20 protein-coding genes are annotated in these 18,318 nt (G+C 63.7%); 9 read left to right on the top strand and 11 right to left on the bottom strand.

The window, feature by feature from the left end; translation table 11 throughout:
- Positions 1-42 precede the first annotated feature (42 nt).
- Complete coding sequence (locus AOT83_RS14665; RefSeq protein ID WP_057964337.1) at positions 43-513, top strand: nitroreductase family deazaflavin-dependent oxidoreductase; 471 nt, start codon at positions 43-45, stop codon at positions 511-513.
- Between the two features lie 3 nt (positions 514-516).
- Here the strand turns inward: AOT83_RS14665 and AOT83_RS14660 are convergent, their stop codons facing one another.
- Positions 517-1,038: a gamma carbonic anhydrase family protein gene (locus AOT83_RS14660; protein ID WP_057964336.1), complete on the bottom strand. Its 522-nt coding sequence runs from the start codon at positions 1,036-1,038 to the stop codon at positions 517-519.
- Between the two features lie 140 nt (positions 1,039-1,178).
- Between AOT83_RS14660 and AOT83_RS14655 the strand changes: the two genes are divergently transcribed.
- The gene (locus tag AOT83_RS14655) at positions 1,179-2,378 is read left to right on the top strand and encodes a Rieske 2Fe-2S domain-containing protein (protein ID WP_030096312.1); all 1,200 of its coding nucleotides are present in this window, start codon (positions 1,179-1,181) and stop codon (positions 2,376-2,378) included.
- A gap of 52 nt (positions 2,379-2,430) precedes the next feature.
- Positions 2,431-2,871 carry a hypothetical protein gene (locus AOT83_RS14650; RefSeq protein ID WP_030096311.1) on the top strand — a complete coding sequence of 147 codons (441 nt, stop codon included), beginning with the start codon at positions 2,431-2,433 and terminating at the stop codon, positions 2,869-2,871.
- Between the two features lies 1 nt (position 2,872).
- Here AOT83_RS14650 and dtd read toward each other — a convergent pair whose 3' ends face one another.
- Genes dtd through AOT83_RS14625 form a run of 5 tightly spaced genes read right to left on the bottom strand, consistent with a single transcriptional unit; the run spans position 2,873 to position 7,745 of the window.
- Complete coding sequence (gene dtd, locus AOT83_RS14645) at positions 2,873-3,304, bottom strand: D-aminoacyl-tRNA deacylase (protein ID WP_057964335.1); 432 nt, start codon at positions 3,302-3,304, stop codon at positions 2,873-2,875.
- Position 3,305: 1 nt separating this feature from the next.
- Positions 3,306-4,610, bottom strand: coding sequence for an FAD/NAD(P)-binding protein (locus AOT83_RS14640; RefSeq protein ID WP_057964334.1), 1,305 nt, complete (start codon positions 4,608-4,610; stop codon positions 3,306-3,308).
- Positions 4,607-5,770, bottom strand: coding sequence for a sulfotransferase (locus AOT83_RS14635; protein ID WP_057964333.1), 1,164 nt, complete (start codon positions 5,768-5,770; stop codon positions 4,607-4,609). Before AOT83_RS14635 ends, AOT83_RS14640 begins: the two co-directional genes overlap by 4 nt.
- Positions 5,771-5,787: 17 nt before the next feature.
- Positions 5,788-6,573, bottom strand: coding sequence for an SDR family oxidoreductase (locus tag AOT83_RS14630; RefSeq protein ID WP_057964332.1), 786 nt, complete (start codon positions 6,571-6,573; stop codon positions 5,788-5,790).
- A complete protein-coding gene (locus AOT83_RS14625) occupies positions 6,573-7,745 on the bottom strand; it encodes a hypothetical protein (protein WP_057964331.1) in 1,173 nt (390 codons plus the stop codon). Before AOT83_RS14625 ends, AOT83_RS14630 begins: the two co-directional genes overlap by 1 nt.
- Positions 7,746-7,864: 119 nt before the next feature.
- On the opposite strand from AOT83_RS14625, the gene AOT83_RS14620 reads away from it, so the two are divergent.
- From AOT83_RS14620 to cysC, 3 genes are all read left to right on the top strand, one after another.
- Positions 7,865-8,788 carry a helix-turn-helix domain-containing protein gene (locus tag AOT83_RS14620; protein WP_030096305.1) on the top strand — a complete coding sequence of 308 codons (924 nt, stop codon included), beginning with the start codon at positions 7,865-7,867 and terminating at the stop codon, positions 8,786-8,788.
- A gap of 170 nt (positions 8,789-8,958) precedes the next feature.
- Entirely contained in the window at positions 8,959-9,912 is a 954-nt protein-coding gene (cysD, locus tag AOT83_RS14615) for a sulfate adenylyltransferase subunit CysD (protein WP_057964330.1), read from the top strand.
- A gap of 34 nt (positions 9,913-9,946) precedes the next feature.
- The gene (gene cysC / locus AOT83_RS14610; protein ID WP_057964329.1) at positions 9,947-11,848 is read left to right on the top strand and encodes an adenylyl-sulfate kinase; all 1,902 of its coding nucleotides are present in this window, start codon (positions 9,947-9,949) and stop codon (positions 11,846-11,848) included.
- On the opposite strand, the gene AOT83_RS14605 is transcribed toward cysC, so the two are convergent.
- The 4 genes from AOT83_RS14605 to AOT83_RS14590 all read right to left on the bottom strand — a co-directional run bounded on the left by AOT83_RS14605 (position 11,845) and on the right by AOT83_RS14590 (position 14,616).
- The gene (locus AOT83_RS14605) at positions 11,845-12,966 is read right to left on the bottom strand and encodes a glutamate--cysteine ligase (RefSeq protein WP_030096302.1); all 1,122 of its coding nucleotides are present in this window, start codon (positions 12,964-12,966) and stop codon (positions 11,845-11,847) included. The two genes, cysC and AOT83_RS14605, sit on opposite strands and share 4 nt — an antisense overlap.
- 8 nt (positions 12,967-12,974) lie before the next feature.
- Complete coding sequence (locus AOT83_RS14600; RefSeq protein WP_030096301.1) at positions 12,975-13,691, bottom strand: superoxide dismutase family protein; 717 nt, start codon at positions 13,689-13,691, stop codon at positions 12,975-12,977.
- A gap of 51 nt (positions 13,692-13,742) precedes the next feature.
- Positions 13,743-14,207: a LytR C-terminal domain-containing protein gene (locus AOT83_RS14595; protein WP_030096300.1), complete on the bottom strand. Its 465-nt coding sequence runs from the start codon at positions 14,205-14,207 to the stop codon at positions 13,743-13,745.
- A 61-nt stretch (positions 14,208-14,268) separates the two neighbouring features.
- Positions 14,269-14,616 (bottom strand): DUF3263 domain-containing protein, encoded by a 348-nt coding sequence (locus tag AOT83_RS14590; protein ID WP_030096299.1) that lies wholly within the window; start codon positions 14,614-14,616, stop codon positions 14,269-14,271.
- Between the two features lie 176 nt (positions 14,617-14,792).
- Here AOT83_RS14590 and AOT83_RS14585 point away from each other — a divergent pair, with 176 nt between their 5' ends.
- Genes AOT83_RS14585 through AOT83_RS14575 form a run of 3 tightly spaced genes read left to right on the top strand, consistent with a single transcriptional unit; the run spans position 14,793 to position 17,110 of the window.
- A complete protein-coding gene (locus AOT83_RS14585; RefSeq protein WP_030096298.1) occupies positions 14,793-15,386 on the top strand; it encodes a peptide deformylase in 594 nt (197 codons plus the stop codon).
- Between the two features lie 14 nt (positions 15,387-15,400).
- Entirely contained in the window at positions 15,401-16,300 is a 900-nt protein-coding gene (locus AOT83_RS14580; RefSeq protein WP_070919603.1) for a GNAT family N-acetyltransferase, read from the top strand.
- Between the two features lie 9 nt (positions 16,301-16,309).
- Positions 16,310-17,110 (top strand): exodeoxyribonuclease III, encoded by an 801-nt coding sequence (locus AOT83_RS14575; RefSeq protein ID WP_057964328.1) that lies wholly within the window; start codon positions 16,310-16,312, stop codon positions 17,108-17,110.
- Positions 17,111-17,173: 63 nt separating this feature from the next.
- Here the strand turns inward: AOT83_RS14575 and AOT83_RS14570 are convergent.
- Positions 17,174-18,318 (bottom strand): MinD/ParA family protein (locus AOT83_RS14570; protein WP_131727373.1); only part of this gene is annotated, 1,145 nt, incomplete at its 5' end.

The following is an 18,318-nucleotide window of genomic DNA, read 5'->3' as shown; positions in this document are numbered from 1 at the left end:
ATCCTGGTCACACTCCCGATCGCATCTCAGTAGCCTGAACGCGTGCTCATCGCGCTCATCCTCATCGTCGCCGCAGTTCCGCTCGCCCTATTCGCACTGCTTGTAGTCGGTATCCGGATGCAGATCCCCGCGATACTCAACGCGGTCCGCCGGTTCAATCGCGCCGTGACCAACCCCAGAGTGATGACAACCGCCGGTACCGCATCCACATCAACAGCAGTCATCCACCACACCGGCAGGAACAGCGGACGTGCCTACGAGACCCCCGTCGAGGCCTTCGACACGCACGAGAACACCGTGCTCATTCTCTTGCCGTACGGCGCGAACGCCGACTGGGTTCGCAATGTCATCGCACGGGGCGGGGCCGAACTGGTCCGGGCCGGGGAAACTCTGCGCCTTACCGACCCACGCGTGGTCCGCACCGCCGAAGTGCGTACCCAGCTGCCCGCCAAGGAACTGCGGATGCAGCGGGTATTCAACGTGCCCGACTGCCTGCAGCTGAGCAGGCCGTAGCGGTTACGTGTCCAAACCGTCCAGGTAGCGCTTCCCCAGCGCCTGGTAGGCGGCGGGAACGCCCTTGGTGAGGAACTCCGCAGGGGTGCCCGCGACGGGCCCCTTGACCTTGGCGGGCGAGCCCATCACCAGCACGTCCTCGGGGATTTGGCTGCCGCCGAGTACCAACGAACCCGCGGCCACCATGCTGCGCGAGCCGATGGAGGCGCCGTCGAGCACCGTCGCGTGATTTCCGATCAGGGCGCCGTCACCCACGGTGCAGCTGTGCACCAGGCACATGTGCGCCACCGTGGCTCCCTCACCGATATCGACCGGCATCCCCGGATCGCTGTGCAGCACCGACCCGTCCTGGATGTTGGCGCCCGCCCGGATCACAATCGGCGCGTAATCGGCGCGGATGACCGTGTTGAACCAGATCGAAGCGCCGGCTTCCACCGTGACATCCCCGATGAGACAGGCGGTCGGCGCGACGAACGCCTCAGGGTGGACGCTCGGGCTTTTTCCGTCGAGTGAGTACAAAGGCATGCGCAGACCCTAGCCAAGGGCCTTATTTGCGCTTGTGGCAGGCACATTTCTTGCGCCCCGGGGGGCCAAAACTGTAACATGTTCTAGTTGAAGATGGTCGCCACAGCGACCAGCATCGAAACACTGGAGGCAGCCCCGCCATGAGCACAGATACCGCAGGAATCGGCGTTCGCGAGATCGACGTCGGCGAGCTTCCCACGCGCTATGCCCGTGGTTGGCACTGCCTGGGCGTCGCAGAATCGTTCAGGGACGGAGAGCCGCACGCCATCGACGCGTTCGGTACCAAGCTGGTCGTATTCGCCGACACTCAGGGCGATATCAAGGTCCTCGACGGATACTGCCGTCACATGGGCGGCGACCTCTCCCAGGGCACCATCAAGGGCGACAACGTCGCCTGCCCGTTCCACGACTGGCGCTGGGGCGGCGACGGCAAGTGCAAGCTGGTGCCCTACGCCAAGCGCACCCCCAAGCTGGCCCGCACCCGCAGCTGGACTACCGACGTCAAGAGCGGCCTCCTCTTCGTCTGGCATGACGCCGAGGGCAACGGCCCGACGGATGATGTTGAGATTCCGGAAGTTCCGGAGTTCGCCGACGACGGCTGGACCACCTGGGACTGGAACACCATCGTCATCGAAGGTTCCAACTGCCGCGAAATCGTGGACAACGTCACCGACATGGCGCACTTCTACTACATCCACTTCGGATTCCCGACGTTCTTCAAGAATGTCTTCGAGGGGCACATCGCCTCGCAGTACCTGCGCACCGTCGGCCGCCCCGACGTGCAGCTCGGTGGTTCCTCGCAATACACCGGCGAGCAGATACTCGATTCGGAGGCGTCCTACTTCGGGCCTTCTTTCATGATCAACTGGCTGCACAACAACTATGGCGGCTACAAGGCCGAGTCGATCCTGATCAACTGCCACTACCCGATCGACCAGAATTCCTTCGTGCTGCAGTACGGCGTCATCGTGCAGAAGCCCGAGGGCATGGACGAGAAGATGACGGGCAAGCTCTCGCGCGCCATGACCAAGGGTGTGGGACAAGGCTTCCTGCAGGATGTAGAGATCTGGAAGAACAAGACCCGTATCGACAACCCGCTGCTGGTCGAGGAGGACGGCGCCGTCTACCAGATGCGCCGGTGGTACTCGCAGTTCTACGTCAACAAGGCCGACGTCACGGCGGAGATGACCGACCGCTTCGAGCTTGAGATCGACACCACCAAGGCCAACGAGTTCTGGCATGGTGAGGTCGACGAAAACCTGAAGCGGCAAGCGGACGAAAAGGCTTCCGCAGAAGCTCAAGCCCAGGCCGAAGCTCCCGCCGAGGCGACGCAAAGCTAGTGCCATGACCGAAGTTTCAGCATCGACTGAGGCCAACACCAGCCCACCTTCCGTGGAGGAGCTGGCTCAGTCGATGCTGGCTTTGCACGGCGCCCATGGGGAAGACGAGGCTCACGAATCCGCTGGATCAGGCAGGCCGAACGGCCAGTGGTCGAAGGCTCCTGCATTCGAACACAATCCGGTGCAGGCCGCGCTTCTGCACGAGGCGACCGAGAGCGACAAACAGCGGTATCTGACCTCCGGCCTGCAGGAGGTCGACTGCCGGTTCTGCCACGGCTCGGTCATGGTCAAGAAGCTGGGCATCAATCACACTGCCGTGCAATGGAATACCGAAGCAGCCGGACGTTGCGCCTACTTCGCGCAGATGCGCGAGGAAGGCACGAACACCGCGCGGGTGCGCGGGTGCCCCCGGCTATCCGACAGCATCGCGCATGCCGTAGCCGAGGGGTGCCTCGACCCGATCTGCACGGCGCCCCCACCCGGGGACGGCTGAGCTAGAGCTCCAGCAGCACGGTCACCGGGCCGTCATTGATCAGTTCAACGCTCATATGTGCCCCGAACACACCGGCTTCCACATGCGCGCCGAGGCCGCGCAGGGCATTCGCGAATGCCGTCACGATGGGTTCGGCGACGCTTCCGGGTGCCGCCGCGTTCCATGCCGGACGGCGTCCCTTTTTCGTGTTGGCGTACAACGTGAATTGACTGACCACCAGTATCGGAGCACCCAGGTCCGCAGCGGATTTCTCGTCATCTAGGATGCGCAACTGCCACAGCTTCTCCGCGAGCTGCGAGGCCTTGTCCGCATCGTCATCGTGGGTGACGCCCACCAACGCGAGCAGCCCCTGACCTTCGGGGCGGATCGCACCGACCACTTCCCCGTCGACGGACACGGTTGCCGAAGTGACCCGCTGCACCAGAACACGCACGCTACGACCCTATCAGCGCTGCCAGTTTTTCCGCCTGTGCTCGAATCTCCACGAATGCCGTTGTTTCCCAGAGATTTCCACGCCGCAGTGGCCCTATTGCCCACATCGACACCACCCCAGGCAGCAGCCTTCCATCGGTATCGGTATCCAACCCGAGGTTCAGTGGGCCGGGTCGCGCCAGGCCGTCGGCAAGGAGTTGGCTCCACAACGGATCGGCACCGGCGGTGAGATCGTATTGCGGCCCGGTGCAATTGATCACTGCGCGCACGTGGAGAACCTGCCCTGTCGACAACGTCACGGCGACCCCGGAACCCGACGCAACAACGTCCTGCAGTTCCGCACGATGAACACGCAACGCACCGTCTGCGGTATCCCCGTCGATCTGAGCAGCAGTGCGCGGCGCCATCCGATGGCGGTGAATGTCCCACAGCCTGCGATATTTTCGCAGGAAACACTCGCGTTCACCCATACTCATACCCGCCCACAACGCTCCGGCGTGGGGGCGCAGCGCATCCACGGCCGCACACATGTCGGCGCCCTCGGATATCACGTCCCGGACGTAACGCACGGCCTGCTCCAGTACGTCGCCGCGCTCAGCAACGAACGCTGGAGCCCGCGCCGGAGGGTGTGGATCCAGTCGATGTGCTCGCGGGAGCAGCCCACCACGGGATATCGCATGCAGGATTCGGCCCGGCCGTCGCAGCGTGCAGGCCAGGTCGGCCATCGTCAGACCGGTTCCGACCAGAAGCAGGTCGCCGTCCTCGGGAAGGTTGTCGAGCACGCCTGCGCGCCACGGATCACTCACAAAGAGCGCACTGCGCCGCAACCAGTCTGGCGCCCAGGAGGTTCCGGGGGTATTCGGCCCGGCCGCCAGCACCACGGTGTCGGCGTGCACCTCGTCGCCATTGCATAAAGCAACCGAGAGCCCGCCGGTGTGCCGAGCCACCGCGACGGCGCGGTGATGGACCCGAGTCACGCGATCACCGCGTGCTCCTTCGAATGCACTGGAGAGGTAACGTCCGAACAGTTCTCGCGGAGCGAAATCCTCGGGGCTCGCCTCTGGTACGCCGTTTTCGGCAAGCCAGGCCACGAAATCTGCCGGCTCGGCGGCAGTGACACTGAGCTTGCCCGCCGGAACGTTGAGAAGGTGACGCGGATCCGTAGTGCGGTAGGGCACTCCCGGCCCGGTCCTCCTATCGGGATCGATCAGTGTCAGATGTAGCGTCCCGGTGGCTGCGTGCCGCAGTAGATGCAGGGCGACAAGCGTTCCCGCCGCGCCGGCGCCCACTACGGCGATACGGGTCACAGCCCCGCGAAGCGCTCCATCACTGCTTCCTTACTCAGCCCATAGTCGGCGAGCGAGTAGACATGCTTGGGTGCGCGCGGGCCCTTTTGACTCTCGTCGTTCATCTTCTGCATCTCCACCAGAGCGGACGCCGACAGCTCCAATCCAAAGTGCCGGTAGATGGACTCAACGGTGCCGATCGGATCGGAGATGAAGTCGAAGTAGTCGACATCGCAGAATTGCGCCTCGTCGTACTTGGTGCGCGCGGACTTGAACGACTCCAGACCACGAGCCCAGGTATCCAGCTGATCGGCGCCGAGGGTGGCACCGACAAAGGTCTGCGACCAACCCGCCGTCGCATGCTCGTTGAGCGAGCAGACCGAGGCAATGATGGTCTCGGCGGGGCGATGTGTCTGGATGACCAAGGCATCGGGGTACACCTCCATGAGCGCATCAAGGGCGAAAAGATGACTCGGATTCTTAAGCACCCAACGCTTTTCGATGTCATTGAGACCGATCAGCTGCAAGTTGGCCTTATAGCGGCGGTAGGCCGGGGTCCAGTCCTGCTGCGACAACCACTGCGCGTAGGAGGGCACGTGCGCAAGACATTCATACGAAACCGAGTGCACCGACTGCCGCAGAAGCTGCCAGCATTCCTCGACCTCGGTGGCCGACATGTAATGCAGGCCCATAAATTCCGGGTTCTCCACGTGATGCTTGGAGAACTGCGCCTCCAGCTGTTGGTACACCGGATTGGAATCCCAGGTATCGCGCGCTGGTCGAGGCTGTGGGAAGTCGGCCAGCCACATCTCCAGCCCCTGATGCATCGGATCGGCGTTCAGGAGGCGGTGCAGCGCGGTGGTGCCCGTGCGCGGTAGTCCGGTGACAAAGATCGGCCGATCGATGGCGACCTGCGCATGGTCGGGGTGCGCCTTGAAGGCCGCTTCGCTGAGCAACCGTGCGCCCAGCGCACCACGCAGGAACACCCGAGACATCTTGGAGCCCAACGGGGTCAGCCCGGCTTCGCTGTGATAGGAGTCGAGCAGCACCCCGAGCGCTTCACGGTAGTTGTCGACGGACCCGTCCCCGAAGTCGTCCAGTCCGATCAGCCGGGTGGCCGACTCGTGCAGGTCGTCGACGGTGCCGACGCTGGTGCGCTCGGTGTTTGATTCCAGACTCATGTGGATTCTCCTTATGGCTAAGCGTGGAACTCGCCGCAGTTGACATCGAGGGCCTGGCCGGTGATCCCGCTCGCCAGGTTGGACGCAAGGAACAGCACGGCATTGGCCACCTCATCGGTGGTTGGTAGCCGTTTGAGATCGGAATTCGCGGCCGTGTATTCGTAGATCTGCTCGACGGTGCCGCCGTACTTCTTGGCCTGATGCTCGAAGTAGCCCTTGAGGTTCTCACCCCACATGTATCCGGGTACCACCGAGTTCACCCGAATTCCCTGTGGCCCCAATTCTGTGGCCAACGATTGAGACATGGCCAGCAGCGCGGACTTGGCGATCTTGTAACTGCCGTAACGAATCTGCGAGTGCCGGATGACCATCGAGTTGATGTTGACCACCGCTCCGTTCGATTGGGCGAGCGCACCCGCAAAGCTCTGCGTAAGCATCAGCGTGCCGACCACCGTGAGTTCGACGCTATCGCGAATATGCTGATAGTCCGTCTTCTCCAGAGACTTCATCGAGGGAATGCTAAAGGCGTTGTTGACAAGGACGTCGATGCTTCCGAAGGTTTCGGTGGCACGTTCGACGAGGTTGGCGACGCTGGCCTCATCGGTGATATCCGTGGCCACCGCAAGGGCTTTGCGCCCGGTCGCGGTGATCTGTTCGGCCACCTCGTCGAGGCGCGATTGGGTGCGTGCCGCGAGGACGACATCGGCACCGGACGCGGCGAACTTGGTGGCCAGTGTGCCGCCCAGTCCCGGGCCGATACCGGACACCACGACGACCTTGCCGCCAAAATCGAGGAGACTCATCAGCCCAACATCCTTGCCCCGATGGCGGTCTGGCGCTCGGCGATGCGACTGCGCCAGCCCTCCGCGCTGATCTGATTCAGCGCGTAATGCGGCAGTTTCGCGGGGACATCACCGATCGCGACCACCTCGACCGTCGGACCGTCGGCGGCCGTAAGGGGGCGATCGGCCCGCTGCCACCGGAACTGGAGGTATGCACGGCGATGCCCCAGTGTCTCAATCCAGTTGGTGATACCGGGATTGGCATTACTCACCACCATCCGGATGTTGCCATCCGGGTCAACCTGAGCCTGACTGGAGTTCAGCGAGGTCTGATGGTTGATGTAGTCGAGCGAGATGTACCACAGGCTTCCGAGCTGAAAACCCTGATACGGCGCCTCGGATTTGGGGACGGTGATGATCATCGCCTGGTCGTCGGCCAGGTCATAGTGTCCCACCGAGGAGAACTGGGTGGCCAGACCACCGGGCGTGAGTCGCGGCTCCGTCATGGTGTTGACGGGCAGATTGTCGTAGAACCATTTGGGGAATTGCAGCCACGTCTTGACTCGGTTCACCAGCTGCTTACCCGCACTGGCGTAACGTTTTTCAATCTGCTCCTTGGTCAGCGGAGTCGGTGCGGTGCCCGCGGTGTCCACCCGTGCGATGGCGAGGGTGCCGCGCTGTGCACGCCAGTCGCTGTACACCTCACGCATGACCAGCTGTGCAGGTCCCGGTCCGAGGGTGAAGTAGTTGGGCCGCGACTCACTTGCCGGTCCGGGGCCGAAACGGACTTCGAAGCTGCCGTCGCTCTCGATATGGATTTCGCGATCGTCGAAGGCGATGGCGCTTCCCGGCACGTTCTTGTCGGTGTACTCACCGCCGCCGAGCACCTGAAAGCTCAAATCCGCAGTGGTGCCGCGCGTTCCGGTGACCACATACTCGAACTCGCCGTTGACCCGCGCGCCGAAGTAGAGGGTGTCGGGGTTGTCCAATCCCATTTTCGTGAATGGCCCCGTGCCGGAGAGAAGAAATGGGTGATCGCGGTCGGTGTGAAACGCCATGTGCGTACAGGCCGCAATCCCCTGCGCCAGATACTGAAGCCCCTCGAGCAGGTCGGCCTCGGTGTCGATATGGGGTGCGGCGACAATCAGCTCCTCGGCTTCCGCGATCGCGGCGGTGAATGCCTCGCTGTACATGGCGCTCCTGACTGGTACAAATGTGTACCGCAGTGGTAGAATCCCTCCAGACATTAGAGCGCCCTGCCAGGTACGTCAAGAATGTCTGGATCTACGCAGGGGCACAGGAGGTTTCGCCGGTGGTCGAGGAACGGGACAACGGGGCAGGCAGGACGTCGCCCCCTACCGAACGCGTGATGGCCGTACTCGATTTCCTGGCACGGCACCGCACCGAGCGCTTCGGACTTTCCGAATTAGCGCGCCGGTTGGGACTGAGCAAGCCCACCTGCCTGGGCATCGTGACGACCCTGGCCGAGTCGGGGTATCTCATCCGGGATGACCGCGACAAGACGTACAGCCTGGGCCCTGCGCTCATCCGTGTCGGCAGAGCCGCCCAGGAATCGCTGCGCGCCAAGCCGGCGAGCCGCGATCAATTACTCACGCTTACTAGAGAATTCGGGCACACCGCGGCATTGTCTGCCGTCGTCAGCGATCGGGTCACGGTGCTGGAGGTGGTCAGCGACCCCGACCATCCGGTCCGGGTCGAGGTAGGCCAGAGTTATCCGTTCACTCCACCGGTGGGCCTGATGTTCGTGCTCTGGGACACCGACGAAACCATCGCCTCCTGGCTGGGCAAGGATCCGACCGCGCCCGGCCGTACCGCAGATGACCGGCTGCGCAAGGTAATCCAGGAGTGCCGTGCCGACGGCTATCTGGTCGAACTGCTGACCCCCGCCGGACGTCAGCTGTACTCACTCATGGCCGGAGTGCCCGGTGACATCCCCAACGAGTTGCGCGCCCTCCTCGGCGAGATCGTGTCGGGAATCGGCGAACGGGTCTACCTGCGCAGCGAGAACTACACCGTCGGTTCGGGGGCGAAAGTACGCCACCGGGTAAACGTGATGTCGGCACCGGTCTACGACCACAACGGCAAGCAGGCAATGGTCGCGAGCCTCTACATCGGCGACGACCTCACCGACGCCGAGATCACCGTGCGCGCCAAAGCTCTGGTACACACCGCGGACGGAATCACCGAACACATCGGCGGCACCAAGCCCGCCTAGCTCCACCGTTCCTCATCGTCTTCCCCCTCCGCCGAGTGTGCGCGACACCGCGCCCACTCGACGGTTTTGTCACCGCATCCCATTGACACCCAACGAGAACACGTTCTAATCTGGGCTGGACCGAATACGAACCGATACGGTACATATTTGGACCGAAATGGAGTAATCGCATGCCGGCATCGCCCGATATTCTTCGCCACAGAGGCTCACCACCCGCCGAGTCGTACGAGTTATCGCACTTGAGCGCGCTGGAAGCCGAGGCCGTCTACATCTTCCGCGAAGTTGCAGCGACCTTTGAAAGGCCCGTGCTGCTCTTCTCCGGCGGCAAGGATTCCGTGGTCATGCTCCACGTCGCGGCCAAGGCGTTCTGGCCATCGCCGCCGCCCTTCCCCGTCATGCACATCGATACCGGGCACAACTTCGACGAGGTCATCGCTTTCCGCGACGAGACGGTTGGCCGCTACAACCTGCGGCTGGAAATCGGCAGTGTGCAGGACGACATCGACTCGGGTGCCGTCGTCGAGGAGACCGGACCGGGCGCCACGCGTAACCGCCTGCAGACCGCGACCTTGTTGCGCAGCATCAACGAGCACCGCTTCGATGCCGTGTTCGGCGGCGCGCGCCGCGACGAGGAGAAGGCCCGCGCCAAGGAGCGGGTGTTCAGCTTCCGTGACGAGTTCGGCCAATGGGATCCACGCGCCCAGCGCCCGGAACTCTGGAACATCTACAACGGTCGCCACCGCAAGGGTGAACACATCCGGGTGTTCCCGCTGTCCAACTGGACCGAGCTGGATATCTGGCAGTACATCGAATCGGAGGACATTACGCTGCCTCCGCTGTACTACGCGCACAAACGCAACGTGGTGGAACGCGACGGAATGCTGTTGGCCGAGACTAGATTCCTCACCCTGCAGCCGGGCGAGGAACTCGTCGAGAAGTCCGTTCGGTTCCGCACGATCGGTGACGCGACGTGCACCGGCGCCGTCGAATCTGTCGCGTCAACTCCCAGCGCGGTAGTGGAAGAGGTTGCCGTAACCCGCATCACCGAGCGGGGAGCCACCCGCGCCGATGACCGAATCTCCGAAGCCGGCATGGAAGACCGCAAGAAGGAAGGGTATTTCTGATGAGGCGCTTGCGCGAAGAACAAGGGCAGAGCTGATGAGCCCGCAGACCATCGAAACCACAGAACCTGCCCAGGAGCTCATCCGCATCGCCACGGCGGGCAGCGTCGACGACGGCAAGTCCACCCTCATCGGTCGTCTGCTGTACGACTCGAAGTCGATCTTCGCCGATCAGCTGGCCGCCGTGGAAGCCAGCAGCAAGGCCAAGGGCGAGACACATACCAACCTGGCACTACTCACCGACGGGCTGCGCGCCGAGCGTGAGCAGGGCATCACCATCGACGTCGCGCACCGTTACTTCTCCACGCCCGCACGCAAATTCATCATTGCGGACACCCCGGGGCATGAACAGTACACCCGCAATATGGTGACCGGCGCCTCGACCGCTGACCTGGCGATCATTCTGGTCGATGCCCGCAACGGGCTGACACAACAGACTCGCCGGCACGCGTTCATCACCTCGCTGCTCGGTGTCGAGCACGTGGTGCTGTGCATCAACAAGATGGACCTGGTCGACTGGTCCCCTCAGCGTTTCGACGAAATCAAAGAGGAATTCCGCAGATTCGCCACCAAACTGGAGCTGCATGACCTCACCGTCATTCCCGTGTCGGCGCTCCTGGGCGACAACATCGTCACCCGGTCGGCGAATACCCCTTGGTATGAGGGTCCGTCGTTGTTGCACCATATTGAGCAGGTACATATTTCGTCAGACCGCAACCTGATCGATGCCCGCTTTCCCATCCAGTACGTCATCCGACCCCAGGGCGGTGCGGCGGCACCGGGCGCCGAGCACATCACCGACCTACACGACTTCCGGGCCGTGGCCGGAACCGTCGCCAGCGGCGTATTCAAACCTGGCGACGAGATCGTTGCGTTGCCATCAGGTTTCACCTCAACCGTATCGGCGATCTGGGGTCCGGGTGGCGCGGTCGTGGATGAGGCCTTCGCCGGAAGCGCGGTGAGCGTGCAACTTGCCGACCAGCTCGATCTGGGCCGCGGCGACATGCTCTGCCGGCCGAACAATCGGCCACTGGTAGATGGCCAGATCGATGCCATGGTGTGCTGGTTCACCGATGTTTCCACCCTCTCCGAGGGATCGCGGTTCGTGATGCAGCATGCCAACTCGACGGTGAAGGCCGCCGTTGCCGGCCTTGACTACCGGCTCGACGTGAACAGCCTGCACCGGGACCAGGAAGCAAAGGAACTGAAGCTCAACGAGATCGGGCGCGTGCAGTTGCGACTGCAGCGACCGATCATGTTCGATCCGTACCGGCGCAACCGGACCACCGGCAGCTTCATCCTGGTCGACGAGGCCACCAACAACACGGTCGCCGCCGGGATGATCTCCGGCCCGACTCTGCACCAGTCCAAGGTGGTCTGGCACTCGTCCGCGATTTCTCGCGAGGAACGCTCCACCAAGGGTGGAACGATATGGATCACCGGGCTCTCCGCATCCGGAAAATCCACCGTGGCAGTTGAATTGGAGCGGCGACTGGTGGCAATGGGCATCCCCGCCTATCGGCTCGATGGCGACAACCTGCGGCACGGCCTCAATGCGGACCTCGGATTCTCGGCGGCCGACCGCGCCGAAAACGTTCGCCGCGTGGGTGCCGTCGCCCAGATCCTTTCCGACTCCGGGGTGGTCGCGGTGGCCGCGCTCATCAGTCCGTATCAAGCCGATCGGGACAAAATCCGGGCCCAGCACGAAAAGGCCGGGCTGCCCTTTATCGAGGTGTTCGTCGACACTCCCGTGGAGATCTGCGAGCAACGCGACCCGAAGGGCATGTACGCCAAGGCCCGTGCCGGGGAGATCAGCGACTTCACCGGAGTCAACGCGCCCTACGAGGCCCCGGTGAACGCCGAGCTGGTGTTGCGTCCGCAGGAAGGCAATCCAGAACAGCAGGCGGCCGCGATCCTGGAGTACTGGTTGTCTGTCTAGCGCTCGGTTTCCAATTCGTTGACCACCGAGTCCACGACCGCGCCCAGGTCGCCGTCATGCTCTTCGGCCACGCGCCGCTGACGCTGATACGACCCGCCATGGCGGTAGATATCTTCCACGGCGGCCAGCTCGGTCTCGCATTCCAACAGCCGCGCGATGGGTTGCAGCCGAGTCAGCAGATCGTCGAGGTCCTCGGTCACCAATCTCTCATTGCTGTCCTCATCCAGGATGATGACCGCATCGAGCCCGTAACGCGCACTGCGCCACTTGTTTTCCTGAACATGCCAGGGCGGCATGGTGGGCAACGACTCCCCCGCCTCCAGCTTGCGGTCCAGGTCCACCACCAGGCAGTGCGTCAGTGCCACCAGCGCCTCGAGTTCGGCGACGTTGGAGATCCCGTCGAAGATCCTGATCTCGACGGTGCCCAGTGCCGGTGAAGGCCTGATATCCCAACGGATTTCGTTGAGTTGGTCAATGATTCCGGTCTTCATCTGGTCGTCGACGAAGCCCTCGAACTGCTCCCAGGTCTGAAAGTGGAATGGCAGACCGGCGGTGGGCAACTGCTGAAACATCATGGCCCGGTTACTGGCGTATCCGGTGTCCTGCCCCTCCCACATCGGGGACGACGCAGACAGCGCCAAAAGGTGCGGGTAGTAGTTGAGCATCGAGGTGACGATCGGCATCACCTTGTGCTTAGAGGAGATGCCGACGTGCACGTGCACACCCCAGATCAGCATCTGACGTCCCCACCATTGGGTGCGGGCAATCAGCTCGTCGTATCGCGGCGCATCGGTGAGCTGCTGCGCCGACCACCGGGCGAAGGGATGCGTTCCGGCGCAAAACAGCTCCATACCCATCGACTGCACGGTCGGGCGCACGGTAGCGAGGGTTGTCTGCAGGTCATCCATCGCCTCGGCGACCGTCCCGCAGATCCCCGTCACCACCTCGATGGTGTTACGCAGCAGCTCCTTGTGCACATGCGGTGTCTCGCCAATCACCTCCAGTACCGCGGAGGCCTCGTTGGTGAGGTCTCTGCTCTGGGCGTCGACGAGCGCGAATTCCCACTCAACCCCCAGCGTGGGTCGCGGTGACCCGCGAAATTCGATCGGGCGGGCCACTCTGGCGGCTAGCCCGCGTCGATGAGACCGCAGGCCACACGCTTGCCCGCATCACCCGTCGACTTGGTGGTGTCGTCGGGGCCTGCCGTGCCATTGGCCTGGGTGTACCGCTCGGGCGGAACGTTGGCGAAGTTGTCGGCCTTCTCGTGGATGATGATCGAAGTGCCGTTGCCAGCGGTCAGATCATCCTTGGTGAACGAATCCGCAGTGGTAACCAGCTCGCCCGAGCCGTCCTTGAGAATGTTGATCGACACCAGATCGCCGCTGGACGGATGACCGGTGTAACCGGGGACGTTGAAATGTCCGCCCGCGGACAAGAAGTCACCCGGCGTCCCGCCGGCAGGTGCGGTGGAGTTGGCCTCGCACTTCTTGAACGAGTGGATGTGCAGCCCGTGGAACCCTGGGGTGAGCTTGCCATTCTCGGTGGTCTTCACAGTGATGGTGGCGAATCCGTCCTGGAACACGAACTCGGCCTTGGCCACCGGCGTGCCGTCGGCGAGCTTGAGCGTGGCGTTGAGCTTCTCACCCGAAGGGATCGGCTGCTCGCCACCGTGGCCGCCATGGCCGCCCGCGGTCGAGGGCGCCGTGGAACCGGTCCACACCGGAGGCGTGGTGCCCGGAGTGGTGCTGGCGGGCTGATCCGGGGAGCATCCACTCAGGGACAAGGCAACGGCAGCAAGGGTTCCGGCGGCGAGAACGGCGGGCTTAACCATGGGCCTCATCATGCCATCTCTCCTACAGCGTGTAGCACCCGCAGTGCCGATCCGTCAGATCGGTCAGATGGCGACAGCGACGACGACACCCGGCGGCTGTTCCACAAGTTCGGGTGCACGCGGCGCGGCCTGAACACCGAGCACCTTGGCGATTTCGTGGGCAGCCTCTTCTTCTCCGGCGGTCTTGCCGAAGAAGACGGTCGTGACGTTCACCTCGGGCATCGGCAGGTTGCCGACTTCGGCGACCTTCCAGCCGGCGGCCGTGACCTGGTCGGCGGCACCCCGCGCCAGGTCGGGCACCGAGGTGGTGTTGTACACACGAACCTCCGGCTTGGGCGCGGGCGGCGGTGTCGTCGACTTCGGGGCTGCGGCGGCGCTGACCGATGTGGACGTCGAGTCCGATGACGCGGACTTGTCCGATCCGAGAGCGTTGAACCCGACGAGCAGGAAAATCACTCCGAGAAACAGCAGCACCATCACCATGGCGCGAAGCGGCAGGCCATGAGAATCGGGTACGCGTTCGTTCATTGTGAATCCACTCTACGGTCCGAGGGCGCCAGCACCTATTCAGCCGGCCGCTCCGAGACAGCTATGTGACCTCAAACCCCAGGCGACGCGCGGCACGGGCCTTCTGGCGGCTGGCCCGCAGCCGACGGAGACGTTTAACCAGCATCGGGTCGGCAGCCAGGGCCTCTTGACGATCTACCAGCGCATTCAATACCTGGTAGTAGCGGGTGGCCGACATGCCGAAGAGCTCCTTGATGGCGTCTTCCTTGGAACCCGCGTACTTCCACCACTGCCGTTCAAAGGCCAGGATGTCGTGCTCGCGCCGGCTCAGACCAGCAGCGATCTCGACTCCGTCTGAGCCGACGGCAGGCGAATCCTGACCAGCATTCGCAGCCTTCGACTGCTCAGCTCGCGCCTGGGCGCCGTCCATAAAAGCTCCTGACCCAACCGGGCGTTTGTCGTCTTGTCTCTTGATCGATCGCGTTCACTGCAACACCGAAAATAACAACACTGTGGTTCGGCGATATTTAACCACGCTCAAACCGCAACTCCGGCTAGCCAACCCCGCGCGTCGGCTCTCAATACCAAGCCGATAGCTTGCCTTCCGTGGCTATTGTTCCTATCCGCATTGTCGGCGACCCGGTGCTGCATGCGCCAACCGAGCCCGTCCCGGTCGGTCCTGACGGTTCGCTACCCGACGATCTGCCCGAGCTGATCGCGAACATGTACGAGACCATGGACGCCGCCAACGGCGTCGGGCTCGCCGCCAACCAGATCGGCGTGCCCCTGCGCCTGTTCGTCTACGACTGCGCCGACACCCGCGGCGGCGGAACCCGCCATCGCGGCGTGGTGATCAACCCGGTCCTGGAAACCTCCGCCATCCCCGAGACGATGCCCGACCCGGATGACGACGAAGAGGGCTGCCTGTCGGTACCCGGAGAGTCCTTCCCCACCGGACGCGCGGACTGGGCGCGAGTCACCGGCCTGGACGCCGACGGCAAAGAGATCACCCTGGAGGGCAACGATCTGTTCGCGCGCATGCTGCAGCACGAAACAGGACACCTCGACGGATTCCTCTATATAGACACACTGATCGGCCGGAACGCTCGCGCGGCCAAACGCGCGGTCAAGTCCAACGGATGGGGCGTACCCGGATTGAGTTGGACGCCAGGACAAGTCGCTGATCCGTTCGGACACTAGAGCGACCCGGCGCCGTGTCCCTGCCCGAACTCGGTACGCGGGTCGCCATCCGCAGCCAACGGCCTGCCGGCTCGGTGCCCCCGTTCACCGACACCGTCGGCGAGTTGGTGGCAACGCATCCGGCGGTACGGGTACTGCATAAATCCGGTGCGGTGGTGGATATTTCGCCCCTCGATATCGTCTCAGTGCGCGTATTGCCCCCAGTTCCGGTGCTGAACCGGGACATCAGATCCGCGCAGCGAGCAGCAGCCTTCGCCTGGCCGGGTATCGAACACGCTTGGGTGGACGGATGGTTTGTGCGGGCCGCGGGCGGGTACACACATCGCGGCAACTCTGCTGTCCCACTGGAGCATTCGGCATCCCCTCGGTCGCTCGGCGATGTGGGTGCCTGGTACTCCGCACACCAGCTGCCCACCCTGTTGTGCCTGCCCGACCGGTTGGTGCATCCGCCCGAGACGCTGGTGACGAGCGAGGAAACTGTGGTGATGGCGCGTGATCTGGGCGAGCCGGATGGCCCGCCCCTGCCTCCCGCACCACCGCCGGATTGGCTTGCCCTGCACGGAGATAGCCACCCCCTGACGGTGCCGGTGCTGACCGCGGTGATCGACGGGAAACTGGGCTTTGCTTCCGTCGCCGATGACGGTCCCGCCGTAGCCATCGCGCGCGGTGCCGTCACCGAGGGCTGGCTCGGAATTTCCGCGGTACGGGTGGCCGAGACCCATCGACGCCGGGGGCTGGCCCGACAGGTGTGTGAGGTACTGCTGGGCTGGGGGGCCGCGCAGGGCGCGCGCCGCGCATACGTCCAGGTACGGGCGGAGAACATGGCGGCGCTAGCGCTATACCCGAGCTTGGGTTTTACCGAACAGCACCGATACCGGTATGCACGTATCGAGGCTGTCAGCATCGAAAAGTAGGGTGACGTCATGCGATTGGCCACCTGGAATGTGAACTCCATCCGCGCCCGTGCCGACAGGGTGATCTCCTGGCTGGAACGCTCCGGCACCGATGTGCTCGCGATGCAGGAGACCAAGTGCTCCGACAAGCAGTTCCCCATGCAGGCGTTCACCGATGCCGGGTACGAGGTGGCACACGTGGGACTGAGCCAGTGGAACGGAGTGGCCATCGCCTCGCGAGTCGGGCTGAACGATGTGACCGTCGGATTCGAGGGTCAGCCCGGGTGGGCGTCCGGCGCGGATGTCGAGGAGGCCGCCGAGGCCCGAGCGCTGGGCGCCACCTGCAACGGAGTGCGGGTATGGAGCCTCTATGTTCCGAACGGCCGGACGCTGCAGGATCCGCATTACCAGTACAAGCTGCGGTGGCTCTCTGCCCTACGTGACGAGGCCGCCGGCTGGCTCGCAGCCGATCCCGCAGCACAGGTGGCGCTGGTGGGTGACTGGAACATCGCACCCACCGACGACGACATCTGGAGCGTCGAGGCCTACGAGGGCAGCACCCACGTGTCCGAGCCCGAGCGCACCGCGTTCACCGCGATGAACGACGCCGGATTCGCCGATGTGGTGCGGCCGTTCACCCCCGGTCCAGGCGTGTACACCTACTGGGATTACACGCAACTGAGCTTCCCCAAGAAGCGCGGGATGCGCATCGATTTCGTCCTCGGCTCACCGGAATTCGCCAAGCGGGTGGGCGACGCGCATATCGACCGTGAGGAACGTAAGGGCAAGGGCGCAAGCGACCACGCTCCGGTGGTCGTCGATCTGGACTGACAACATCTTCCCTGACGTTATGTACGTACGCGCGTTGCTAGTGGGCCAGCGACAATGATGGTTTTACGGTCGTTCCGCGGGGCCTCGGAGACGGCCGAAATCCTCTGAAACCGCAGCCGCCAGATCGAGGTAGGCGTCCATAGTCTGCTGTCGGAGCAGCCCGAAATCGATATCGGCGCCCTCGGAGAGATGCGGGTCGAATGGAATCGTGTGCACCGACCGGCACCGCGACTCGAAGTGCTCGTAAAGCTTGTCGATTTTCAAGTTCGCCGATCCCGGACGCGATGTACTGAGCACCACGCGCGCGCCCCGTACCAACCCTGAATAACCATGCTGCATCAGCCAGTCCAGCGTTGCCGATGCGCTCCGGGCAGCATCCATCGCGGGCGCACTGACCAATACGATGGTGTGCGCCAGGTCGAGAACCCCCGCCATCGCCGAATGCATGATGCCGGTGCCGCAGTCGGTCAGGATGATGTTGTAGTAGTGCCGCAGAATATCGACGGTGCGCCGATAGTCGCCCTCACTAAACACCTCTGAGACCGCTGGCTCCTGTTCGCTTGCCAGAATTTCCAGCCGACTCGTTGCCATCAGCGTGTGGTTGCGAACATCGGCGTAACTGTGCAGGTTGGGGTCCGACAACAGGTCACGCACAGTTGATCGCGTCGACTCGTCGCGGACTCGCTCTGCCAGAGTGCCGCGGTCGGGGTTGGCGTCGACAGCGATAACACGATCATGTCGCACCATCGCGAGTGCCGACCCCAGCCCAAGCGTGGTCGTGGTCTTGCCAACCCCGCCCTTGATAGACAGCACGGCGATACGGAAGTCGCCGACGATCGGCTGCCGGATCTGTTCCTCGAGTTCCTGCCGTAGGCGATCCCGACGGGACAGACCAGGGTTGACGTGACCACCCGTGGCCATACGCACCCTGCGTCGCCAGCCGGATTGCGGTGCGTTCGGATGCTGCCCCGTCAGCTCCGCTTCCTCTAGCGGCGTGGGCACTCGAAAGGCTTGCGGGGGGCGGTAATTCGCCGGCGGCGCTGCTCGGTGTGCCTGCTGCGGCGGCGGCCCGGGAGGCCCGGGATGACCGGCATCCGGACCCGGTTGATTGGCCACCCAGCCAGGTGGAGGGGGTGGAAGCTGCGGGGGGCGCCATCCCGGCGGTGGAGGCTGCGGGGGACGCCATCCCGGCGGCGGGGGTGGTAGGC

The sequence above is a fragment of the Mycobacteroides sp. H001 genome (genome assembly GCF_001440005.1).
GTDB classification, from domain to species: domain Bacteria; phylum Actinomycetota; class Actinomycetes; order Mycobacteriales; family Mycobacteriaceae; genus Mycobacterium; species Mycobacterium gwanakae.
The sequence above is the reverse complement of the archived record's forward strand: the minus strand, read 5'-3'. Positions and strand labels throughout refer to the sequence as shown.

Bases quoted from the DNA above. Each gene is read 5' to 3' on its own strand.
- AOT83_RS14600 (WP_030096301.1), bottom strand. From the start codon at position 13,691: ATGATGAGGCCCATGGTTAAGCCCGCCGTTCTCGCCGCCGGAACCCTT.
- AOT83_RS14575 (WP_057964328.1), top strand. From the start codon at position 16,310: ATGCGATTGGCCACCTGGAATGTGAACTCCATCCGCGCCCGTGCCGAC.
- AOT83_RS14660 (WP_057964336.1), bottom strand. From the start codon at position 1,038: ATGCCTTTGTACTCACTCGACGGAAAAAGCCCGAGCGTCCACCCTGAG.
- cysC (WP_057964329.1), top strand. From the start codon at position 9,947: ATGAGCCCGCAGACCATCGAAACCACAGAACCTGCCCAGGAGCTCATC.
- AOT83_RS14630 (WP_057964332.1), bottom strand. From the start codon at position 6,573: ATGAGTCTCCTCGATTTTGGCGGCAAGGTCGTCGTGGTGTCCGGTATC.
- AOT83_RS14635 (WP_057964333.1), bottom strand. From the start codon at position 5,770: ATGAGTCTGGAATCAAACACCGAGCGCACCAGCGTCGGCACCGTCGAC.
- AOT83_RS14655 (WP_030096312.1), top strand. From the start codon at position 1,179: ATGAGCACAGATACCGCAGGAATCGGCGTTCGCGAGATCGACGTCGGC.
- cysD (WP_057964330.1), top strand. From the start codon at position 8,959: ATGCCGGCATCGCCCGATATTCTTCGCCACAGAGGCTCACCACCCGCC.
- AOT83_RS14590 (WP_030096299.1), bottom strand. From the start codon at position 14,616: ATGGACGGCGCCCAGGCGCGAGCTGAGCAGTCGAAGGCTGCGAATGCT.
- AOT83_RS14625 (WP_057964331.1), bottom strand. From the start codon at position 7,745: ATGTACAGCGAGGCATTCACCGCCGCGATCGCGGAAGCCGAGGAGCTG.
- AOT83_RS14595 (WP_030096300.1), bottom strand. From the start codon at position 14,207: ATGAACGAACGCGTACCCGATTCTCATGGCCTGCCGCTTCGCGCCATG.